Raw genomic sequence first — 19,645 nt, 5'->3', positions numbered from 1 at the left:
GGAGGAACGATGACAGCCGTCGCACCACCCGGCTCCCGCGGCATCGACGAGATCCTCGCGGCGGCGCGGTGCCGGCTGCACCGCCTCGACCCGCAGCAGGCCAACGCGGCGGCGCGGGACGGCGCGGTGCTGGTCGACATCCGGCCGCACGCCCAGCGTCAGCGGGAGGGTGGCATCCCCGGCGCGCTGACCATCGAGCGCAACGTCCTGGAGTGGCGGTTCGACCCGCGCAGCGACGCCCGGCTGGAGGTCGCCGACCGGTACGACCTGCCGGTCGTGGTGTTCTGCTCGGAGGGCTACACGTCGTCGCTCGCGGCCGCCGCGCTGCAGGACCTGGGGCTGTGGCGGGCGACGGATCTCGCCGGCGGCTTCGTCGCCTGGAAAGCCGCGGGCCTGCCGACCGAGGACGTGACCTAGAAGCACAGCGGGTGCACAATGTGACGCGTGGCACACGTGCACCTTCCCCGGGTGGCATGGGACGGGGCCCGCGCATTGATCTACGCGGCGCAGGACGCGGAGTCGTTCGCGCCGGCGGCCGCGCGCCTCGCCGGCGCGCTGCCGGACGAGTACTGGGACGCGTACATGGTGACGCGCAACCGGATCGTCCGCCCGCACCGGCCGGACGCCGACGCCATCGAGGCCGGGCTGTGGCGCCAGCGGTTCAGTGAACTGCTGGTGCTGCGGCCCGACCTCGCCGACGTGGTGCGCGGGCTCGCCGACGGCGTGATCAGCGACATCGTCGCCCTCGGCCGCCGGCCGAGCATGCACGTGTGACCTCCGGTCGTCAGGCGCGGGCGGGCGCCCGGCCGATGCTGCAGAGCGCCTGACCGTCGACCCGGACGGTGTGGATCACCTCGAAGTCGGGCGGCATCGGCCAGAAGTCGCTGCTGACGAAGTAGTCCCCGGCGGCCGCGAACGTCGGCTTCCAGCCCGGCGGCACATTGGCACCGTCGCCCGCGACCCCGCCGATGGTGGGCGGGGAGGAGGCCGCCGGATAGCGCGACCGGTTGCGCAGCAGCCACTCGACGGCGGCCGTGTGGCAGGCGGACCAGTAGTCGCCCTCCCACTTGCCCCGCGCGCCGGAGTACCCGCCGACGACCGGGCTGAAGAACATGTACTCGTACGGGAACAGCCGCGCGGAGGCGACGGCGGAGTGCGCGTACCCGCCGACGAGCGCGAGAACGAGCGCCCCCGCGAGCGCCGACCGGGCCGGTGCCCGGCGGGCGGCGAGCAGCGCGGCGACCCGCTGGACGGCGTACACGCCGAGCAGGATCAGCCCGGGAACGATGAACAGGAAATGCCGCGGCCCGTTGTACAGCACCGGCCGCATCACCAGGAGCATGGCCAGCGGCACGAAGAACAGCGCCGCCCCGATCAGCACCCGAAGGTCGCGCACCCGGCCGCGGATCAGGTCGAGCGCGAGCAGGCTGATCCCGGCGACGCCGAGCAGCACGGTCGGCAGCGGCGAACCGACGAGCAGCCAGCGCGGCACGTACCCGCCCGGCGCGCTCTGCGCGCGCACGACCTCGCCGTTGTAGAGGATGGTCGAGTCCCACGGATAGGCCGACATGTTGGCGATCACGTGCGGCAGGCCGGTGACCGGGTTGAGCGCGATGTACGGCCAGCACGCGAGGATGGTGGCGTACGTGACGGCGCCGATCAGCCCGCCCGCGATCAGTTGCTTGCGCAGGGCCGGCCACCAGGTGCCGCCCCGAAACGCCGCCCGTCCGTTGCGCGCCCACCAGGCCAGCGCGACGAGGCCGAGGACGCCGACCCAGATCAGCGCGTTGATCCGTACCGAGATGGCCATCCCGAGCAGGACCCCGAGCAGCCCGGCGTCGATCGCCCACCGGCGGCCGGTCGACCAGCGGCGCACCAACCGCAGCGTCAGCCAGGCGACGAGGATCATGAAGACGGCCAGCGGGACGTCCTTGGAGTTGTTGAAGATCGCGCCGGTGTAGCGCGGGAAGAGGGCGAGTCCGGAGGCCGCGAGAAACGCACCCCACCAACCGCCGAGTTCGTATCCGCACAGCGCCATCGCGACGATCCCGATCGCGCCGGCAATCCCGCAGACCAGCGCGCGAATGTGCCAATGATCACCATCGAACGCGAACTGCGCCCCGGCCACGATGAATTCGAAGAACGGCCCGTGTTCCGGCATGTGCATCGACGGGTCGAAATTCAGGAAGCTGGTGTCGTTTCCGGCGGTGCGGTACCAGAGGTACGTCGCGGTGCCGTACTGATCCTGCACACCCTCGTCCCAGGTGCGGCCGTATCGATCGGCCTGCGTGACTACGTATAGCCCGACGAGCACGAAGAGTAGCGAGAGCAGGGAGATCGGCACATAGTCCGGCAAGACTCGGGACGTCGGCGGTGCCGGTGTTTCGGCTCGCTCGGTCGTGGTGGCCAGGGTCGATGGCGACATCGGGCACAGTCCTGGATCGGAGGGGTCGGGAAGAGGCGCCCGTAGAGAGTAAGGGATTCGCTGCCGACGTTGGCGGCAGGGAGAATTCGATCACCTCAACTCAGCCGCGTGAATCTTCAGGAGCGTGATCAGGGCACCGCGGCACTCAAATATGCCGGCCAGCTGCCGTATCCGGTGATGTCCGGCCGCCCGGCCACCGCGTAGGACTCGGCGAGGAAACCCACCACCGTGCGGCCGTCCGCCAGGGTCACGCTGCCGAGCCCGAGCGGCGCCGGGATCCGCACGAGGAGTTCGCCGAGGTCGGCCGCCGCGACGCGGTACAGTTCCACCTCCACCCCGGCTCCCCCGTCACTCACCCGCACGAGCCCCGGGCGGTCTCCCATCTGGAACATGCGATAGCACGGCGCCGTCCGGTCGATTCCGATCAGGACGGCGCCGCGTGCCAGGAGTTGGTGGTGCAGGGGTTGACCGCGCCGGTGTGCCCCGACGACGGCGAGCACGGCGCCGTCGTTCCCGGCGGCCGGCGGCGCCGCGGGAGCGAGCGCGTGGCCGGTGGCACCCGTCGTGAGGCCGGTCGCCGCGTGGAACACCGCGCCGATGCCGGCGAGGAAGCCGTCCCGGCCGGCGGGGGCCAGGAACGACAGGCCGACCGGGAGGCCGTTCGGGGTGAACGCCGCGGGCACGGCGAGCGCCGCGAGGTCGAGCAGGTTGGCGAAGTGGGTGTAGTAGCCGAGGAAGGCGTTGCTGCGCACGGGGTTCGCGTGCACCTCGGCGATGGTGTACGTCGTGGGCACCGTCGGCAGGGCCAGCGCGTCGATGTCGGCCCAGACGGGTTCGGTGCGGGCGCGCAGTTCGCGCAGGCGGTGCATCGCCCCGAACGCCTCCGCCGCCGAGTAGTTCCGCGCCGCGCTCAGCACCTGGCGGGTCACCGGGTGCACGCTGCCGGGGTGTGCGGTGACGAAGTCGCCGAGGCCGGTCCAGCGTTCGGCGACCCAGGGCCCGTACAGCAGCCGCCCGGCCGCCAGGAACGGCTCAAGGTCGATCGGCACCAGCGTCGCGCCGAGGCCGGAGAGGCGTGCGAGTGCGCCCGCGTAGGCCGCCGCGTGCTCCCGGTCGCCGCCGAACTCCCGTTCGCGCGGCACCCCGAGACGCACGTTCGACAGCGAAACATCCTCCACAGTGGACGGTGGACGGGCGACGGACCACGGGTCGCCCGGATCCTGTCCCTCGATCACGGCGAGCACGGCGGCGGCGTCACCGACATTCAGCGCGAAGACGCTCGGACAGTCGAGCGACGGGCAGGCCGGCACGATGCCGCGCGTACTGACCAGCCCGCGGCTCGGCTTGAGGCCCACGACGTTGCACAGCGCGGCCGGCACCCGCCCCGAACCGGCGGTGTCGGTGCCGATGCTGAAACCGACCAGTCCGGCCGCCACGGCGACGGCCGAACCGCTGCTGGACCCGCCGGAGATGTAGCGCGCGTCGAAGGGAGTGGCACACGCCCCGTACGGCGAACGGGTGCCGGTGAGCCCGGTCGCGAACTGGTCCAGGTTGTTCTTGCCGACCAGGATCGCGCCGGCCGCCAGCAGCCGGTCGACGACCGGTGCCGAGACGGCCGGGACGTACGCGAAGTCCGGGCAGGCGGCCGTGGTCGGCAGCCCCGCGACGTCGATGTTGTCCTTGACGGAGAACGGGATCCCGTACAGCGGTCCGTTCGGCGCGGACTCCAGGTCGCGCAGCACGTCGTCGAGCGGCCGCCGGTGGGTCCACACGTGCGGCGCGTCCCGCGCGTAAGCCGTGCGGATCACGTCGGCCGCGTCGGGGCCGCCCAGGGAAGCGAACTGAAGGTCCGTCACGAACCACCCTCCACAGCGGACACCTGCGAGACGTGTGCGTGCACGATGCGCCAGCCGCCGGGGAAGCGGGCCCAGGTCTGCGACTGGCGCCCCTCCCCCGGCACGCCCGGATAGGTGAACAGCGTCGTCACCACCGCGTGGTCCGCGCCGAACGCGGTGACCCGCGTGTCGTGCAGCGTGCGCCCGGCCGGGAGCGGCGGCTGCGCGGCACGCCACGCGCGCAGTTCCGCCGCTCCGTCCTGCCGGTCGCCGATCCCGAAGCGCACCACGGAGTCGCTGTCCCAGAACAGTTCCGTCATGCGTTCGACGTCCCCGTCGACGAGGGCCTTCTCGTACTCGGCGAAGACCTGCGTCACCTCGGCGACGACGTCGGGCCGGTCGACCTCCACCTCAGGCCTTCGCGGGCTCGGGAGCGGGCTCCGGAGCGGGCGTCGGATCAACGGTGACGACGGTGCTGCCGTCGGTCTCATCGGGCTCCTCCTCGCGGGGCGCGGGCCGGGTCAGCGCGAACAGCCCGCAGATCACCGCCACGAGCAGGTAGCCGAGGCTGACCTCCCAGTTGGCGTTCCACTCCACCTTCTCGCCGTGGATCAGCCCCACGAACGACAGCGCGGAGGCCACCGCCGCCGAGATCGCCGCGGGGATGAAGCGCTTGTCGATGACGAACGCCACGATGGCCCCCAGCATCAGGCCGGCGAGGATCGCGCCCTGCCCGAGGCTGAGCAGTCCGGAGTAGACGACGCCGCTGTTCTCCAGCGCGGCGTCGCCGACCGTGGCCGCCGTGGTGCCGGCCGCGGCGAGGGCGTTGTCGATCTGGCCCGTTCCCCAGGAGGCGAGGTTGGGGACGAACGCGGCCACCACCGCGGCGGCGTGCGCCTTCGGCGTGTGCTGGAACGCCTGCGCCCCGATCAGCAGCCCGATGTACAGCAGGATCGGCACGATGGCCGGGAGTGGGAAGATCGCCCCCAGCAGCCCGAACATCCCGAGGAAGCAGAGCAGCGCGATCACCACGCCGGCCGCCATGGAGTAGCCGGAGCGGCCGCCCGCGGCTTTCCACCCGGGGTGCCCGACGTACACGGCCGGCGGGAACGGCGAGCCGAGCGCCGCGCCGATCACCGCACCCGCGCCGTCGGCGAGCAGGACGCTGCGCAGGTTGTAGTTGTCGCCGGCGGCCGCGGCGCTCTCCACGTTCGTCATGCCCTCGGTGAAGTTGTAGACGCCGAGCGGGATGGCGGTGGCGAGCAGCGGTGCGACGTCGGCGAGGCCGCTGAACAGCAGGTCCAGGTGGAAGCCGGGCAGCGCGAACGAGATCTCCTTCGCCGCCGCCGTCACCGCTCCGCCGTCCATCGCCCCGCCCACCCAGCCGATGGCGGTGCCGAGAAGAAGAGCGGCCAGCCCGATGGGGAAGTTCCCCGGAAGCTTGATGTCCGTCATGAGCCCGACCAGAAGGAGGGCGAAGACGGGCAGCGCCACCCACGCCATCGTCCACATCCGCGCGGCCGGCAGCATCGAGATGAACGTGATGGAGATCCCGGCCAGGGTGCCCAGCAGCGCGGCGCGCGGCGCGTACCTACGGATGAACGGCCCCACGAAGGCACCGATCAGCACGATGATCCCGATGATGAACGCCCACGCCAACCCGGCCTTCCAGGCGAGCACGGGGTCCTTCGTCTTCAGGTAGATCGGCAGCATGATGACGAACACCACGATGAACATGTGCGGCACGCTCGGCCCGTACGGCAATGCGGTGACGTCGGTGCGGTTCTCCCTGGCGGCCAGCCGCCGCGCGAGGAACGTGTAGTAGATGTTGCCGAAGACGAGTGCGATGCCCAGCGCCGGCAGGATCGCCTTGAAGACGCTCGCCTCGGACAGGTGCACCACGAACAGGCACAGCGACGTCAGGGTCAGTACGTTCACCAGGACGTTGACCCCGAAGCCGGAGAAGGCGTTGGTGTCGCCCCGGACCCATAACGGGTTCTCGGTACGGGCAAGCAGTTTCATGACGCCACCCCCACGGGCAGTGTGGATACGAACGCGGTCGACGTGGCGACCCATCCGAAGATGCCGCCCTGCGCGGCGATCATCCTCAGCCCGACCTCCTGGAACTCCGGGAAGTACGAGCCCACGCAGTCCGCCAGCACCAGGCACTCGAAGCCCCGGTCGTTCGCCTCGCGGACGGTGGTGTGCACGCAGACCTCGGTCGTCACGCCGGTGACCACCAGGCTGCGGATTCCCTTGTGCGCCAACAGCTCCCCGAGGCCGGTGGCGTAGAACGCGCCCTTGCCGGGCTTGTCGATGACCGGCTCCCCGGGAGCGGGGGCGAGTTCGTCGACGATGTCGTGGCCGTACTCCCCCTGGATGAGGATGCGGCCCATCGGGCCCGGGTCGCCGATGCGCATGCTCGGCACGCCCCGGGCGAGCTTGGCGGGCGGGCAGTCGGAGAGATCCGGCTTGTGGCCCTCGCGGGTGTGGATGACGGTCATGCCGGCGGCGCGGACCGCGCGCAGCAACGCCCTCGTGGGTTCGATGGTGCGGCGCAGCTGCCCGACGTCGTTGCCGAGGGTCTCGCCGAACCCGCCGGGTTCCAGGAAGTCGCGCTGCATGTCGATGACGATCAGCGCGGTGCTTGTGAGGTCGAAGGTGAAGGGGGACGGCTGCGCGTCGACGACCGGCATCATTCCTCCGCAGTGGTTGCCGCGATGACGTCCTCGGACGTGGCCACGCAGCCGAAGACACCGCCCTGCATGGTCACCATGTGCAGCGCGGCCGCGTGGTTGCCGGGATCGGTGGCGCCGGTGCAGTCCGAGAGGATGAGGCACTCGTAGCCGCGGTCGTTCGCCTCGCGCATGGTGGTGTGGACGCAGACGTCCGTCGTGATCCCCGTCAGGATCAGGTGCGTGATGCCCTGCGTGCGCAGGATCAGGTCCAGGTTGGTCGCGTAGAACGAGCCCTTGCCGGGCTTGTCGATGATGACCTCGCCGGGCAGCGGGTAGACCTCCGGGACGATGTCCCAGCCCTTCTCCCCCTGGATGAGGATCCGGCCGCAGGGGCCGTCTCCCCCGATCTCCGCGCCGATCTGTGCGGAACGCCAGCGCTTGTTGGCCGGCAGGTCACGCAGGTCCGGCGGGTGACCCTCCCGGGTGTGGATGACGAACATGCCGGTCTCCCGCGCGTGCGCGAGCAGCTTCTGCGTGGCGGGCAGGCCGGCTCGGGTGAGGTTGATGTCGTAGCCCATGGCGTCGACGTAGCCGCCGGGGCCGCAGAAGTCGGTCTGCCAGTCGATGCAGAGCAGCGCGGTCCTGCTGGTCGGAACGCTCCCGTCGTACGGCCAGGCGTACGGGGTGGCTTTGACCGGTCCGATGGTTGCCATGCTGTCGATTGTCGACAGAACTGTTTCGAGGCTCCTGGCCCTTTGTAACGGCGTTATGACGCGGCGCTCACTTGCTTTCGCGGAGGAACCGGTCCCCTTCGTGCGCCGTCAACTCCGCGAGCACCTTCTCCGGATCGCCGGACTCCAGCGCCTCCAGCATCCGTTCGTGCCGGTGAACGCCGACCGCCGGCCGCTCGCTCTCGGCCTCCCGCCGCAGGTTGAGCGCCATGTACAGCTGGATCTTCAGGATCACCGACTCGTAGACCTTGGTCAGCTGCCGATTGCCGGCGATGCGCACGATCGACAGATGGAACGACCGGTGCGCGTCGTTGATGTCCGCCCGGTCCCCGCGCTCGACGGCGCCCCGCAGCGCCTCGAACGCCGCCTTCACCCCGGTCAGGTCAAGCGTCGCCGGATCCGCCAGCGCGGCCGTCACGGCGTGGCGTTCGAGTACGTCGCGCACCGCGTACAGCTCCTGCACGTCCCGATCGGACAGCGTCGCCACCCGGGCACCCCGGCGCGGGACGTGCTCGACCAGCCCCTGCTCGGCCAGCAGCCGCAACGCCTCACGCACCGGCGCCCGGCTGATGCCGAACCGCTTCGTCAGCTGCTCCTCCACGAGCCGGTCCCCCGGATCGCTGTTGCCGCTGAGGATCTCCCGGCTCAGCCGCGACACCGCCAACTCCACGAGGCTGGCGCTGGCGAGTTCCTCGCCGGTCTCGGTCACGTCGACAAGTCTGCCAGCCGCTCGCCGGTCGCCTTCCGCGAGAGTGCCTGTCCGAGAAAACAGGGCCGATCCGACCTCCGGGACGATCCCCCGACGGCCGACGGGCCGGGAAATCGCCGGCACTAACCGATCCATCGACCGGCGCCCGGTACGCGCGCGAGGAATAGCTTCGCTTGCATCGAATTCCGTCACTTCGAAGGGAAAGCGTCCCGTGCGAAACGCTAGTTTGAAGGCAATCGTCATCGCGACGATCGCGGCGCTGCTGACATTCGCGGCCCCCGCCGCCGTGCAGGCCTCACCCGCCGAAGCACCGACGACACGGTCGACGGTGACACCGCTCGAGGAATGGGTAGCGTACGGCTACTACTTCGGCCTGGACAACTGCAAGGAAACCGGCGCCTGGACGGTCGCCTACGGGCTCGCGCTGAAGTACCGCTGCATCGCCGTCGGACTCATCATCTACAGGCTCGAGATCGTCGTGGCGCCCATCAGGTAACGGATTCCGCGCCCTGGTCAGATACCCGACGCCACGCGAGACTACGTCGATGAGATATCAGGTCGACATCGCACTGGCCTATCTGGCCACCGGCAACGCGGCCGTCGAGATCATTCGACCGTTGACCGAGGGCATCCGTACCGCGCTGAGCGAACACGCCGCCGATTGTCGGATCGCCGAACTTGAGGTTCGCGCCGACTCCGCTGCCGTCATCACCGTCCGAGCCGTGCTGCACGGCTCGGACGCGCGGCATCTGACCAGCCCACTCGCCGCGCTCACCACGGTGGACGCGGCGGTCGGCCGCGCCCTGATGAAGATTGGGCTTTTCGAGGTGTTCGACATGGCTCGGCGGACGCTGCACGTGCGCGCGGCAGACCGCTGATCTCACACGTTTGAGGCCGCCACCGTCGCCAGCCAGACCGCCATGGACGCGATGAGTTCCACACGTGAGCGCACCTGCAACTTGCCGAGGATGCTCGACACGTGGAACTTGACGGTGCGCTCGCTGATGCCGAGTGCCCGGGCGACCTCGCGGTTGGTCCCGCCCTCGCACACCAGGTACAGAACGTCACGCTCGCGATCGGTAAGACCGGCCCGGTCCGGGTGTCGCAGGCCCGCCGCCCGCACGACCTGGGACTGGACCATCCGCAACAGCACCTCGCCGAACTCGGGAGCGACGTACCGTCGACCGGCCCGAACGAACCGAATCGCGCGCACACCAGATCCGCCGGCTGGCCGCGTCGATGGATGATTCCCGCCGGCGCCAGCACCACTATGTCGACGAGTCCTTCGGCGCTGACATCCTCGCCGAGCACAATGATCGGCGAGGACATCCTGGCCGACCGGCAGTGCGAGAGGAACCTGGTCTCCGCCAGAACGATCTCGGGACGGTGCCGTCGCGCGGCGAGGACAAGGTCTATGCCGTTGTCGACCTCGGCGACGACGGAGACGTCGTGCTCCAGTTCCAACGTCGCGCACATTCCCCGCCGCAGCAGCGGTTGACTGTCGAAGATCGCGACCGAACGGACCGTTCCGCGTATGCGTCTCGTGTCACAGCTCCCCCGCGGTGTGCCGAAATCGATCGCCGTCGAACGTCGCCACACCTTAGCCGCAGGTACGGCCACTGGCGGTGTCGTAGATGTGATAACTGCCGATGCGGCGGACAAGGTCGGACACCGCACGGATGGAACTCGCGCCCGCGCCCGGCCAGCTCGGCGCCGAGACCCCTGAGCCGTGGCATCCGGCGCCCGACCTCGCACGTCAGCGGGTGCTAAAAGCTACGCCGAGTCGATTACCTGCGTCAATGTGAATTGACAATTCCGCCGGTGGCGGACGTGCACGCTTTTTGACGCTGTCGCGTCACGCGGCGATGTCGATGGTCCGGACGTGATGGCGTTCGCGGACGTAGCGAACGATTGCGGAGACGGTGGCCGGACCGGCGACTCCGTCGGCGGTCAGGCCGTTCTCGAGCTGGAAGCGGCGCACCGCCGACTGCACCTGGGAGGTCGTCGCGGTGCGCCGGGCCAGGCCGGCCCGGTACAGCAGTTCGCGTACCACCGCGGGGTCGGCGGGCGGGGCGAGGTCGCTGCAGGCGGCCACGGTACCCATGAGTGCTGCGCCGATCGCTCGAATCGTAGACATTGCATCCTCCTGATGCCCGAGACACCCGTTGAACGGTGTGAATCAATGCGTTCAGCCTAGATATGCACAGGCCTTCGTCAGTCCCGCTTTCGTGCCACAGGCGCAGCAATAGGAATTTCCCTGGCAAAACAAAGAAATAATGCCGCACGGTGTAACCATCGACGGCCACCACGACGTCGGCCGGCGTGGTGTCACGCCCGTCGCCGATCGCCGGCCTGCCGTAGGGTCGAGAGGGACACCTGTACCGAGGAGTGAGGCCTGTGGCGTCGGCGGCGTCGTTGTTCAACAAGGCGGTCCAGCTGCACCGCGAAGCGGCCGCCCATACCGAGGCCGCACGGGTGGAACTCGCCACCAACGGTTCCCAGAAGAGGAGCCTGCCCGGCTCGATCGAGGCGCAACGGGAACTCGCGGCGCGACTGGCCCGGGTGGCGCCCACGCTCGCGCCCGGCTGGCTCGGCGCCGACCTCGACAACACCGTCGCCCACCGGCCGCTCGGCGCCGACGCCGCCATGGACCGGCCGATGCTGCTGCGCGTCGGCACCGCGCACCCGGTGCCGGACGCCGCGTTCCCGGCGCTGGTGCCGTTCCTCGGCGGGGGGCACATCGCGATCGACGCCGACGCCCGCGACCCGCGCGTCACGGCGTGGCTGCGCGCGACCCTGCTGCGCACCATGGCCGCCCTGCCCGGCGGCGCCGTGCAGGTGATCCCGGTCGACGGCGGCACGCTCGGGGCGGTGTTCGGGCCGTTCCGCACGCTCGTCGACGTCGAGGCGTGGCGCAAGCCGGTCACCAACGTCGACGGGTTCCGCCGCGCGATGGACGAGGCCGAGGGACAGATCGTGGCCGCTCAGGGCGGTGCCGTCGACCTGCCGTACCGCGTGCTGGCCGTCGGTGCCATGCCGGTCGGTGCCGGTTCCGGCGACTGGGCCCGGCTCGCCGCGCTCGCCCACGCCGGGCCGGCCGCCCGGGTGCACCTGCTGCTCGCGGGCTATCCGCCGGCCGCACCCGCCGGATACGACCGGCCGCCGCGGCTGGACCACACGACGTTCCTCACCTCCGAAGGCGACGCGTTCCGGATCTCCGACCCGGCCGGGCCCGAGGCGTTCAGCCGGGACGGCAGGGGACTCGGCGCGCCCGTGACCCTCACGCCGGCGCCGGTCGACGGGCTCATCGAGACGGTGTGCCGGCGCATCGCCGGGGAGGCGCGCAGCCAGAGCGCCGTGGACTTCGCGGGCCTCATGCCCGAGGAGCTGTGGGCGGAGTCCTCGGCCACCGGCCTGCGCACCGTCGTCGGCCGCGAACAGCGGCAGTACTTCACCCTCGCGCTCGACGACGCCACCCCGCACTGGCTGGTCGGCGGGCGCACCGGCTCGGGCAAGACGGTGTTCCTGCTCGACGTGCTGTACGGGCTCGCCTCCCGCTACAGCCCGGACGAGTTGGGGCTGTACCTGCTCGACTTCAAGGAGGGCGTGTCGTTCGCGGAGTTCACGCCGACCGCCGTGGACAAGTCGTGGGTGCCGCACGCGCGCACCGTCGGTATCGAGTCCGACCGGGAGTACGGGCTGGCCGTGCTGAAGGCGTTGGCCCGGGAGATGTCGCGCCGCGCGATCGAACTGAAGCAGGCCGGCGTCACCCGCATCGCGGACCTGCGTGCCGGCCGGCCGGACATCGCCATGCCCCGCCTGGTGGCCGTCATCGACGAGTTCCACGTGCTGTTCACCCCCAACGACCGGCTCGCCGCGCAGGCCGCCGCGGCGCTGGAGGAGATCGCGCGCAAGGGCCGTTCGTACGGCATCCACCTGATCCTCGCCTCGCAGACGATCTCCGGTGTCGAGGCGCTCTTCACCAAGAACGAGTCGATCTTCGGGCAGTTCCCCGTGCGGGTGGCGCTCGCCGGCGGCAGCGGCGTGCTCGACAGCCTCAACTCCGCCGCCGACAACCTGCCCGTCGGCACCGCCGTGGTCAACCACGCGGCCGGCGTCAAGGCGGCCAACGCGCTGGTGCGCTTCCCCGACGCGGTGGCCGCCGCCGTCAGCACCCAGCGGCACAGGTTGTGGGAGGCGCGGCTGCCCGGCAGTGCCCCGCCCGCCGTGTTCGCCGGGTACGCCGCCCAGCACCTCGACGACGACCCGCTGTACAAGCGCGTCACGTCCAAGGTGCGGCGCCGGCAGGCCATGGTCGGGCGCACCGTCGACGTGGGGCTGTCGACGGCCGCGTTCACGTTCGACTCCTCGCCCGGGCGGCACCTGGCCGTCCTGGGCACCAGCACGGTCGCCGCCGACATCCTGCACGCCGCCGCCCTGTCGCTGGCCAAGCAGCACGACCCCGGCTCGGCCAACTTCCTGCTGGCGCCGCTGGTCGCCGCCGCGGACGAGGCCGCCGACGCCACCGCCGACGCGCTGCACCAGGCCGGGCACCAGGTCGACGTCGTCGACACCAACGGCCTGCGCGGCCACCTCGGCATGCTCGCGGCGGCCGTCGCGAAGGCCGACCCGCGCGACGCGCCCTCCCCCACCTACGTGGTGATCTTCGGCGCCGACGCGGCCGGGACCGTGCTGGCGCAGACCCACCCGACGACCTACCGCACCGGCCACGACGACCTGCGCACGCTGCTGCGCAGCGGGGCCGCCGCCGGGGTCCACGTGATCGGCTGGTGGCGGGCCGTGCGCCGGTTCACCGAGGACATCACCGGGCCCGCCGGAGTGGAGGACGTCGCGTGCCTGGTCGCGCTCAACATTCCGTCGAACGACCTCGCGGCCGCGCTCGGCGACTACACGGTGGAGTGGACGGCCCGCCCCAACCGCGCGCTTCTCGTCGACCGGCACGACAACCGGATGTCCCTGATCGTGCCGTTTGTTCGCCCGGGTACCGCGACGTCTGAGTAGCATCCCGGCCGCGCGTGGGCGAGGGTACTCAGGTGCCCGCTGACCTGCCTGTCGGATGCTGACTCCATGAACGATCTCCGCGTGGGTATCACCGCCGCCGGCGCGTACCTGCCCGACGCCGTGCTCACCACCGACGACCTGCAGAAACGGGTCGAACGGGAGAGCCGCCTCGCGCTACCGCGCAGGCTGTTCGCCTCGATGAGCGGCATCACGCACCGCCGGGTCGCGGCACCCGGGGAGTACGCCTCGACACTTGCGGTGCGGGCCGCCCGCCAGGCCCTGGCCGACGCCGAACTCGATCCGCTCGACGTCGACCTGCTGCTGTTCGCCTCGGCCAGCCGCGACATGGTCGAACCGGCCACCGCGCACATCGTCCAGGCGGCGCTCGGCTCCCGCGCCCACGCCATGGATGTCACCAACGCGTGCAACAGTTTCCTGAACGGCATCGACGCGGCGCGGGCGTTCGTGCTCGCGGGGCGTGCGCGTCGGGTGCTCGTGTGCACCGGGGAGACCCCGACGCGGGTGATGCGGCCCCGGCTCGAGTCGCTGCGGCAGGCGCGGGAGGCGTTCGCCGGCTACACGTTCGGGGACGGCGGGGCGGCCGTGGTCGTGGAGGCGGTGCCGCGCGGCGGGATCCTCGACGTCGACACCGAGAACCGTTCGCAGCACTGGAGCGTCGGCGGCATCCCCGGCGGGGGTTCCCGGCATCCGCGCGGGGACGAGCACAGCTACTTCGCCGGTGACGGCAGGGCGCTGCGCGGCGTGTTCGAGAAGATCGGCACGGAGATCCTGGATCGCGTGCGCTACCGCACCGGCCTCGACTGGTCCGGCTACGCGCGGGTGCTCGTGCACCAGGTGACCCGGCCGTTTCTGGACAGGTTCGTCGAGGTCACGGGCGTTCCCCCGGAAAAGCTGGAGGTCACGGTCGTAGACCACGGGAATCTCGCCAGCGCGACCCTCGGGGTCCAGCTGGCGCGGGTGTGGTCCGGCCTCGCGCCCGGGGACCGGGTCCTGATGATCGGCCTCGGCGGGGGTGTCTCGGTGATGACAATGGCCTGGGAGCGGTCATGACCAGCCTGTGGGTGATCGTGCCCGCGTACAACGAGAGCGCGCGGATCTCGCAGACCCTGGAGGCGTTGGCCGCGCAGACCGACCTCGACTTCACGCTGCTGGTCGTGGACAACAACTCCACCGACGCGACCACGTCGGTGATCCGGGCGTTCGCCGCGCGGGCGCCGATGCCGGTCCATTTGATGGTGGAACCGGAGAAGGGGGTGGGAAGCGCCGTGGACACGGGATTCCGGCACGCCATTGCCAACGGAGCGACCCTGCTCGCGCGCACCGACGCCGACTGCCTGCCCCGTGCGGACTGGGTGGCGGCGGCCCGTTCCGCCCTGTTGTCCGGGGCCGGCATGGTGTGCGGCCGGATCACCGCCCGGCGCGACGAACACGGGCCCGTGGGGCGTGCGCTGTTCGCGGTCGTGGTGGCGGTGGCGACGCTGTTCGGAAGGCTGCGGCCGGCGCACCACGGCGCGGGATACCTGGCGCCGTACCGGATGCACGCCGGCAACAACATGGCCATCACGGCGGCGCTGTACGAGGCGTGCGGCGGCATGCCCCGGCGCCCCTCTCCCACGGATCGCACGTTCCTCAACCGGGTGCGCCGGTGCACGTCCCTGGTGGTGCGGCGCGGCGACATGGTCGTGGAAAACTCGACCCGGCGGCTGCGCGCCTACGGACTGCTCCGTTCGGCGCGCTGGTACCTGGACCGCGGCAGCGGCGGCCTCACGCCGGACCCCCGCTGATGCTCGCCGAACTCGCCCACCGGCTGGGACACTCGCATCCCGACCGTCCCGCCCTGCTCGGCACCAACCTGCGCGGCGCACCCGTCACCCGCATCCGCCGCGGCGAACTCGCCGAACTGGCGGCCGGTTACGCGGCCGCCATGCACCACAGTGGACTGTCCACAGGGGACACCGTCGGGGTCGCCGTACGGCCGGGGCCGCGGGCGCTGGCGATCATGCTGGCCGCGCATCGGCTCGGGCTGCGGGTCGCGGTGCTCGACCCGTCGGCCGGGCCCGACGTGCTGGCGGCGCGGCTCGCTGTCGCGCGGCCGGCCAAGATCCTGGCGGACGCGGCGGCGCAGGCGGTCGCCGGGTGGGCGCGGCCGTTGGCGCGTCGCGCGGGGCTGGCACTGCCGGACCTCGCGGCACTCGCATCCCCTTCCGCGGGCCGGGTGTCCGATGTGGACGGTGCGCACGGCCGTCGGGTGCGGACGATCGGGCGGTGGGTGCCGGGGTGCGCGCCGGTGCTGGCGCCACGCCGGCCCGGTGAGGCACCGGCACCGCGCGACCTGGACGGCGACGCGGTCATCATCTTCACCTCCGGCACGACGAGCAGGCCGCGCGCCGTGGTGCACACCCGGGCGAGCCTCGACGCCGGGATGCGTGCCGTCACCGCGCTGGTCGAGCCCGTGCCGGGCGACACCGTCGTGGGCGGCATGTTCTTCGTCATCCTGCCGGCGCTGGCGGCCGGCGCGCCGGTGTCGCTGCCGTCGCGTTCGCCCAAGCGGCTGGTGCGCCAGGTCGCGCGGGCGTGGCCGCAGGCAACCTACCTGACCCCGCCGCAGCTGCGGGCGTTCCTCGACGCGGGCGGGTACTTCCCGGGCGGCACTGTCTACAGTGGATCGGCGCCGGTCAGTGCCGCGCTGCTGGGCCGGGTGCGCGGGGCCGGGGCGGCGCGGGCGTTCGGGGTGTACGCGCTGACCGAACTCTTCCCGGCCGCCGCCGTCGAGGCCGCCGAGAAGGCCGACTTCACCGGCGACGGGGACCTCGTGGGCGCACCGCTGCCCGGCGTCACCGCCACGCTCGACGACGGCGAACTCCTCCTCGCCGGCCCGTCCGCCGCCGACCGCTACCTCGGCGAGGAACCCACGGGTGTGGTGCGCACCGGCGACGCGGCCCGCATCCAGGACGGCCGGATCGTGTTGGCCGGCCGACGCAAGGACATGATCCTGCGCCACGCCGAGAACATCTATCCGGGGCTGTACGAGCCCGCGCTGCACGTTCCTGGGGTGAGCCTCGCGCTGCTGGTGGGCGTGCCGGCCGGCGACGGGGACGAGCGGCTGGTGGCCGTCGTCGAGACGCAGCCGCACGCCGACCGCAACCGGGTGCGGGCCGCCCTGACCGCACCGCTGGAACGGATGGGTGCCGCCCGGCCGGACCGGGTGCTCTTCGCGCCGGTGCCGGTGAGCGGCCGTTCGCGCAAGCCCGACCGCCGCGCCGCCGCCGAGCTGGCCGCCGCCGCACTCGCAGGGAAGAGAAGCCGTGGCTGAACGCCCGACGCCGACCGCCGACATCGACCGCAGCGCCGCGACGCCGGCCCTCGATCGCGCGCCCACGACGCCGGACACCGGCCGCACCGACGACATAGCGCACGCCGATCCCACGGGCACACCGGAAAACGGCCGCACCGACGCGGTGCGCGCCGCCGGCGGCGGTACCCGCGTGGCCGGCGAGGAGGCCGTGCCGACGGTTCGGCGGCACCGGCGGATCTGGCAGCGGGTGCGCGTCATGCACGAGCGGTACGCCTCCGCCAACGGGGACGCGCTCGCCGGTGCCCTCACGTACGCGCTGCTGATCAGTGCGGCGCCGTTCGTGGCGCTGGCGACGCTGGTGCTCTCGGCGCTCGGCGTCAGCAGCCGCACGGTGGCGTCGGTGTTGCACCGTTCGGCCGGGCTGGTGCTGCCGCAGCACGTCGCCGCCGCCGTGGACGACCTGCGGCCGGGGCCGCTCGGGCTGCGGTTGGCGCTCGTCGGTGCGCTCATGTGGGGTTCGCTGCGGCTGATCCGCGCCCTGCGCACCGGTATCCGGGCCATGTGCGGACAGCCCGCCGGGAGCGGCAATCCGGTCCGCGACGCCGGGCGGGACGCGTTCCTCGGAACGGGTCTGCTCGTGCTGCTCGCGGTCGCGACGGTCGTCACGGCGCTGGCGTCCGGCGGCAGCTGGTGGGGTGTCCTGCTGAGCCTGCCCGTCGTGACGGTGCTGCTCGCGGCGGCGATGGTGCGCTGCTCGTGGCGCGGGCCGGGGCGACCGACATGGGCGGCGGCGACGCGGGCCGGCGCGGGCGCGGCGGTGGGGCTGCACCTGCTGACCGTCGCGGCCGGGCCGTACTTCGGGGCGGCGTCGATGCTGCACGAGACGGTGTACCGCTCGGCCGGGGCCGTCGTCGGTGTGCTCGTGTGGTGCAACTTCGGCTGCCGGATCCTGCTGCGGGCCGCCGCGTGGGCCTCCACCTCCGGGACCGAACCGGTGCCCGCCTCCGCGATCCCGCACGGTCCACTGTGGATAGTGGTGCCGGCGTTCAACGAGGCGGCCACGATCGGTGCCGCGTTGCAGGCCCTGGCGAACCAGCACGACAAGGACTTCTCGCTCGTCGTGGTCGACAACGGTTCGACGGACGACACGGTGGCGGTGGTGCGCGGCTTCGCCGAGGACTACCCGGTGCCGCTGGTCGTTCTGCACGAACCCGAACGCGGCCCCGGTGCGGCGGCCGACACCGGCTGCCGGTACGCCATCGCCCACGGGGCCGTGCTGCTGGCCCGCACCGACGCGGACTGCGTTCCGGCACCCGACTGGACGGCCCGCGCCAAGGCCGTTCTCGCCGACGGCGCCGAACTCGCCTGCGGCCGCAGCATCCCGCGCCGCGACGAGCATCCCTCGCTCGCCGAACGCTTCCTGTACCCGGCGGCGGTGCGCCTCGCGGGGCTGTTCGGGAAGCTGCGCCCGGAACTGCGTTCGCGCGAGTATCTGTCGCCTTATGTGCTCTGCCACGGCCACAACCTCGCGATGACCGCGGACCTGTACACGCGCAGCGGCGGCATGACGCACACGCCGCTGCTGGCCGGTGCCGAGGACGTGGAGTTCCTCAACCGGGCCCGCCGGGTCAGCGACCGCATCGTCCGCGCCGAACGGATGACCGTCCAGTCGAGCCTGCGCCGGCTGCGCGCCTGGGGTCCGCGGCGCACGCTGCTGTGGCACTGGGACCGCCGGTACCGCCCCGCCGACGAGTCCGCGGTGCACGTGCGGGCCGGCTCGTGAGGGCGCGCACCCGGGACCGGTGGGTGTACCTGGCGTCGCATCCGGTGCTGTTCGGGCTCGTCAGCGCCACCCGCCGGGCGCCGGTCGTGCGCATCGGCCGCACGCTGCTCGTGCACGGCACGCAGGAGTACCGGCACGCGTTGACGGCGGTGCCGCTGGACCGCACGGCCGGCGGAACGACGGGCGGGACGGCCCGCGAGCTGACCGGTGGCGGCGGGGTCGTCTTCGACGAGGAGGGCCCGTCGCACCGCGCCTCCCGCCGAGCGGCGGTGGGCGGCGACGATTCCGGTTGGCGAGCGGCCCTCACCCGCCACACGGCTCTGCTGGCGGCGATGGGCCCGGCGCGCGCGACGGGCCCATCGCCCTCGGCGATCTTGCAGTTGCGGCGGGGACATTCCACCCCCGGACGGGGCAACCCGGGCGCCACAACTGCAAGATCGGCGGGGGTTCTCGACGTCGTCGGGCTCGCCGCCGACGTGGCGGGGTGCGGGGCCGCCGCGCTCCTCGGGGTCGGCGTCGACGGGCCCGCGCTCGCCCGCGCCGCGCGGGAGGCGGCCGCCGCTGCCGCGCGGGCACACGTTCCGGGCGTCGGGCTGCCGGGGCGCAAGCGGCGGGCCGGGGAAGCGGCGCGCCGACTGGTGACACTGACCGGGGACGAGCGGGGCGCGATGCTGGCCGTCGCCGCCGTGAACACGATGGTGGCCGCGATCCCCCGGGCCGTCGCCTGGTGCGCCGACGACGGGCTGTGGCCGTTCGCCGAGGATCCGGTCACCCGACCGTCCCTTGTGGACGAACTGCTGCGGGTGCTCGCGCCGACGCCCGTTCTGCCCCGGGTGGCGGCCGCTCGGGCCGCCGTCGGCGGTCGGCGGGTCCGGCGCGGCGAACGGCTCGTGCTGGTGGCGCGGCACGCCGCTCAGGGCCACGAGAGGGGGCCGGATCCCGTGGCGCCCGCACCCGCCGGGGTCACGCAGCTGGTGTTCGGAGCGGGCGCGCACGCCTGTCCGGGAGCGCGGCTGGCCCGGGTGCAACTGGCGGAGGTGCTGGCCGCGCTGGCGCCGTTCCGGCCGGTGGTGGTGCGCGCTCGGCCGGACCGGCGGGCCGCGCTCCCCGGATGGTCCACATTGGACGTCCGGCGGACACGGTGAG

General features: G+C 72.2%; 19 protein-coding genes. 10 read left to right on the top strand and 9 right to left on the bottom strand.

Features of this window, described 5'->3' with window-relative positions; all coding sequences use genetic code 11:
• The first annotated feature begins 9 nt into the window (after positions 1 to 9).
• Both Val02_RS36510 and Val02_RS36505 read left to right on the top strand, forming a co-directional pair.
• On the top strand, positions 10 to 417 hold the full coding sequence (locus Val02_RS36510; protein ID WP_203903875.1) for a rhodanese-like domain-containing protein: 408 nt from the start codon (positions 10 to 12) through the stop codon (positions 415 to 417).
• A 27-nt stretch (positions 418 to 444) separates the two neighbouring features.
• Positions 445 to 774: a hypothetical protein gene (locus tag Val02_RS36505; protein ID WP_203903874.1), complete on the top strand. Its 330-nt coding sequence runs from the start codon at positions 445 to 447 to the stop codon at positions 772 to 774.
• A gap of 10 nt (positions 775 to 784) precedes the next feature.
• Here Val02_RS36505 and Val02_RS36500 read toward each other — a convergent pair whose 3' ends face one another.
• The 7 genes from Val02_RS36500 to Val02_RS36470 form a co-directional block, all read right to left on the bottom strand.
• Positions 785 to 2,356 carry an ArnT family glycosyltransferase gene (locus Val02_RS36500; RefSeq protein ID WP_203903873.1) on the bottom strand — a complete coding sequence of 524 codons (1,572 nt, stop codon included), beginning with the start codon at positions 2,354 to 2,356 and terminating at the stop codon, positions 785 to 787.
• 197 nt (positions 2,357 to 2,553) lie between these two features.
• Positions 2,554 to 4,281: an allophanate hydrolase gene (atzF, locus tag Val02_RS36495; protein ID WP_203903872.1), complete on the bottom strand. Its 1,728-nt coding sequence runs from the start codon at positions 4,279 to 4,281 to the stop codon at positions 2,554 to 2,556.
• Complete coding sequence (gene hpxZ, locus Val02_RS36490; RefSeq protein WP_203903871.1) at positions 4,278 to 4,670, bottom strand: oxalurate catabolism protein HpxZ; 393 nt, start codon at positions 4,668 to 4,670, stop codon at positions 4,278 to 4,280. Before hpxZ ends, atzF begins: the two co-directional genes overlap by 4 nt.
• Before the next feature lies 1 nt (position 4,671).
• A complete protein-coding gene (locus Val02_RS36485; RefSeq protein ID WP_239153613.1) occupies positions 4,672 to 6,282 on the bottom strand; it encodes a SulP family inorganic anion transporter in 1,611 nt (536 codons plus the stop codon).
• A complete protein-coding gene (locus Val02_RS36480; RefSeq protein WP_203903870.1) occupies positions 6,279 to 6,956 on the bottom strand; it encodes a cysteine hydrolase family protein in 678 nt (225 codons plus the stop codon). Before Val02_RS36480 ends, Val02_RS36485 begins: the two co-directional genes overlap by 4 nt.
• Positions 6,956 to 7,651 (bottom strand): biuret amidohydrolase, encoded by a 696-nt coding sequence (gene biuH, locus Val02_RS36475; RefSeq protein WP_203903869.1) that lies wholly within the window; start codon positions 7,649 to 7,651, stop codon positions 6,956 to 6,958. Before biuH ends, Val02_RS36480 begins: the two co-directional genes overlap by 1 nt.
• A 67-nt stretch (positions 7,652 to 7,718) precedes the next feature.
• A complete protein-coding gene (locus tag Val02_RS36470) occupies positions 7,719 to 8,378 on the bottom strand; it encodes a GntR family transcriptional regulator (protein ID WP_239153612.1) in 660 nt (219 codons plus the stop codon).
• Between the two features lie 226 nt (positions 8,379 to 8,604).
• Between Val02_RS36470 and Val02_RS36465 the strand changes: the two genes are divergently transcribed.
• Together Val02_RS36465 and Val02_RS36460 are read left to right on the top strand one after the other, a co-directional pair.
• Entirely contained in the window at positions 8,605 to 8,874 is a 270-nt protein-coding gene (locus Val02_RS36465; RefSeq protein ID WP_203903867.1) for a hypothetical protein, read from the top strand.
• 49 nt (positions 8,875 to 8,923) lie between these two features.
• A complete protein-coding gene (locus tag Val02_RS36460; RefSeq protein ID WP_203903866.1) occupies positions 8,924 to 9,256 on the top strand; it encodes a hypothetical protein in 333 nt (110 codons plus the stop codon).
• Positions 9,257 to 9,258: 2 nt separating this feature from the next.
• On the opposite strand, the gene Val02_RS36455 is transcribed toward Val02_RS36460, so the two are convergent.
• Complete coding sequence (locus tag Val02_RS36455; protein WP_239153611.1) at positions 9,259 to 9,591, bottom strand: response regulator transcription factor; 333 nt, start codon at positions 9,589 to 9,591, stop codon at positions 9,259 to 9,261.
• A 642-nt stretch (positions 9,592 to 10,233) separates the two neighbouring features.
• Positions 10,234 to 10,515, bottom strand: a complete 282-nt coding sequence (locus Val02_RS36450) for a peptidoglycan-binding protein (protein WP_203903865.1) — start codon at positions 10,513 to 10,515, stop codon at positions 10,234 to 10,236.
• Between the two features lie 260 nt (positions 10,516 to 10,775).
• Here Val02_RS36450 and Val02_RS36445 point away from each other — a divergent pair, with 260 nt between their 5' ends.
• The 6 genes from Val02_RS36445 (at position 10,776) to Val02_RS36420 (ending at position 19,644) form a co-directional block, all read left to right on the top strand.
• Positions 10,776 to 13,400, top strand: a complete 2,625-nt coding sequence (locus Val02_RS36445) for an FtsK/SpoIIIE domain-containing protein (RefSeq protein WP_203903864.1) — start codon at positions 10,776 to 10,778, stop codon at positions 13,398 to 13,400.
• 66 nt (positions 13,401 to 13,466) lie between these two features.
• The gene (locus Val02_RS36440; RefSeq protein ID WP_203903863.1) at positions 13,467 to 14,471 is read left to right on the top strand and encodes a 3-oxoacyl-ACP synthase III family protein; all 1,005 of its coding nucleotides are present in this window, start codon (positions 13,467 to 13,469) and stop codon (positions 14,469 to 14,471) included.
• Positions 14,468 to 15,205, top strand: coding sequence for a glycosyltransferase family 2 protein (locus Val02_RS36435; protein WP_203903862.1), 738 nt, complete (start codon positions 14,468 to 14,470; stop codon positions 15,203 to 15,205). The genes Val02_RS36440 and Val02_RS36435 overlap by 4 nt, the downstream gene beginning before the upstream one ends.
• Positions 15,205 to 16,734 (top strand): AMP-binding protein, encoded by a 1,530-nt coding sequence (locus Val02_RS36430; RefSeq protein ID WP_203903861.1) that lies wholly within the window; start codon positions 15,205 to 15,207, stop codon positions 16,732 to 16,734. Before Val02_RS36435 ends, Val02_RS36430 begins: the two co-directional genes overlap by 1 nt.
• Positions 16,727 to 18,499 (top strand): YhjD/YihY/BrkB family envelope integrity protein, encoded by a 1,773-nt coding sequence (locus Val02_RS47800; RefSeq protein ID WP_239153610.1) that lies wholly within the window; start codon positions 16,727 to 16,729, stop codon positions 18,497 to 18,499. The genes Val02_RS36430 and Val02_RS47800 overlap by 8 nt, the downstream gene beginning before the upstream one ends.
• Positions 18,496 to 19,644 carry a cytochrome P450 gene (locus Val02_RS36420; protein ID WP_203903860.1) on the top strand — a complete coding sequence of 383 codons (1,149 nt, stop codon included), beginning with the start codon at positions 18,496 to 18,498 and terminating at the stop codon, positions 19,642 to 19,644. The genes Val02_RS47800 and Val02_RS36420 overlap by 4 nt, the downstream gene beginning before the upstream one ends.
• Position 19,645 lies beyond the last annotated feature (1 nt).

This window comes from Virgisporangium aliadipatigenens, from assembly GCF_016863615.1.
GTDB lineage: Bacteria > Actinomycetota > Actinomycetes > Mycobacteriales > Micromonosporaceae > Virgisporangium > Virgisporangium aliadipatigenens.
Note: the sequence above shows the minus strand (reverse complement) of the source record. Positions and strands in the feature narration are given on the sequence as shown.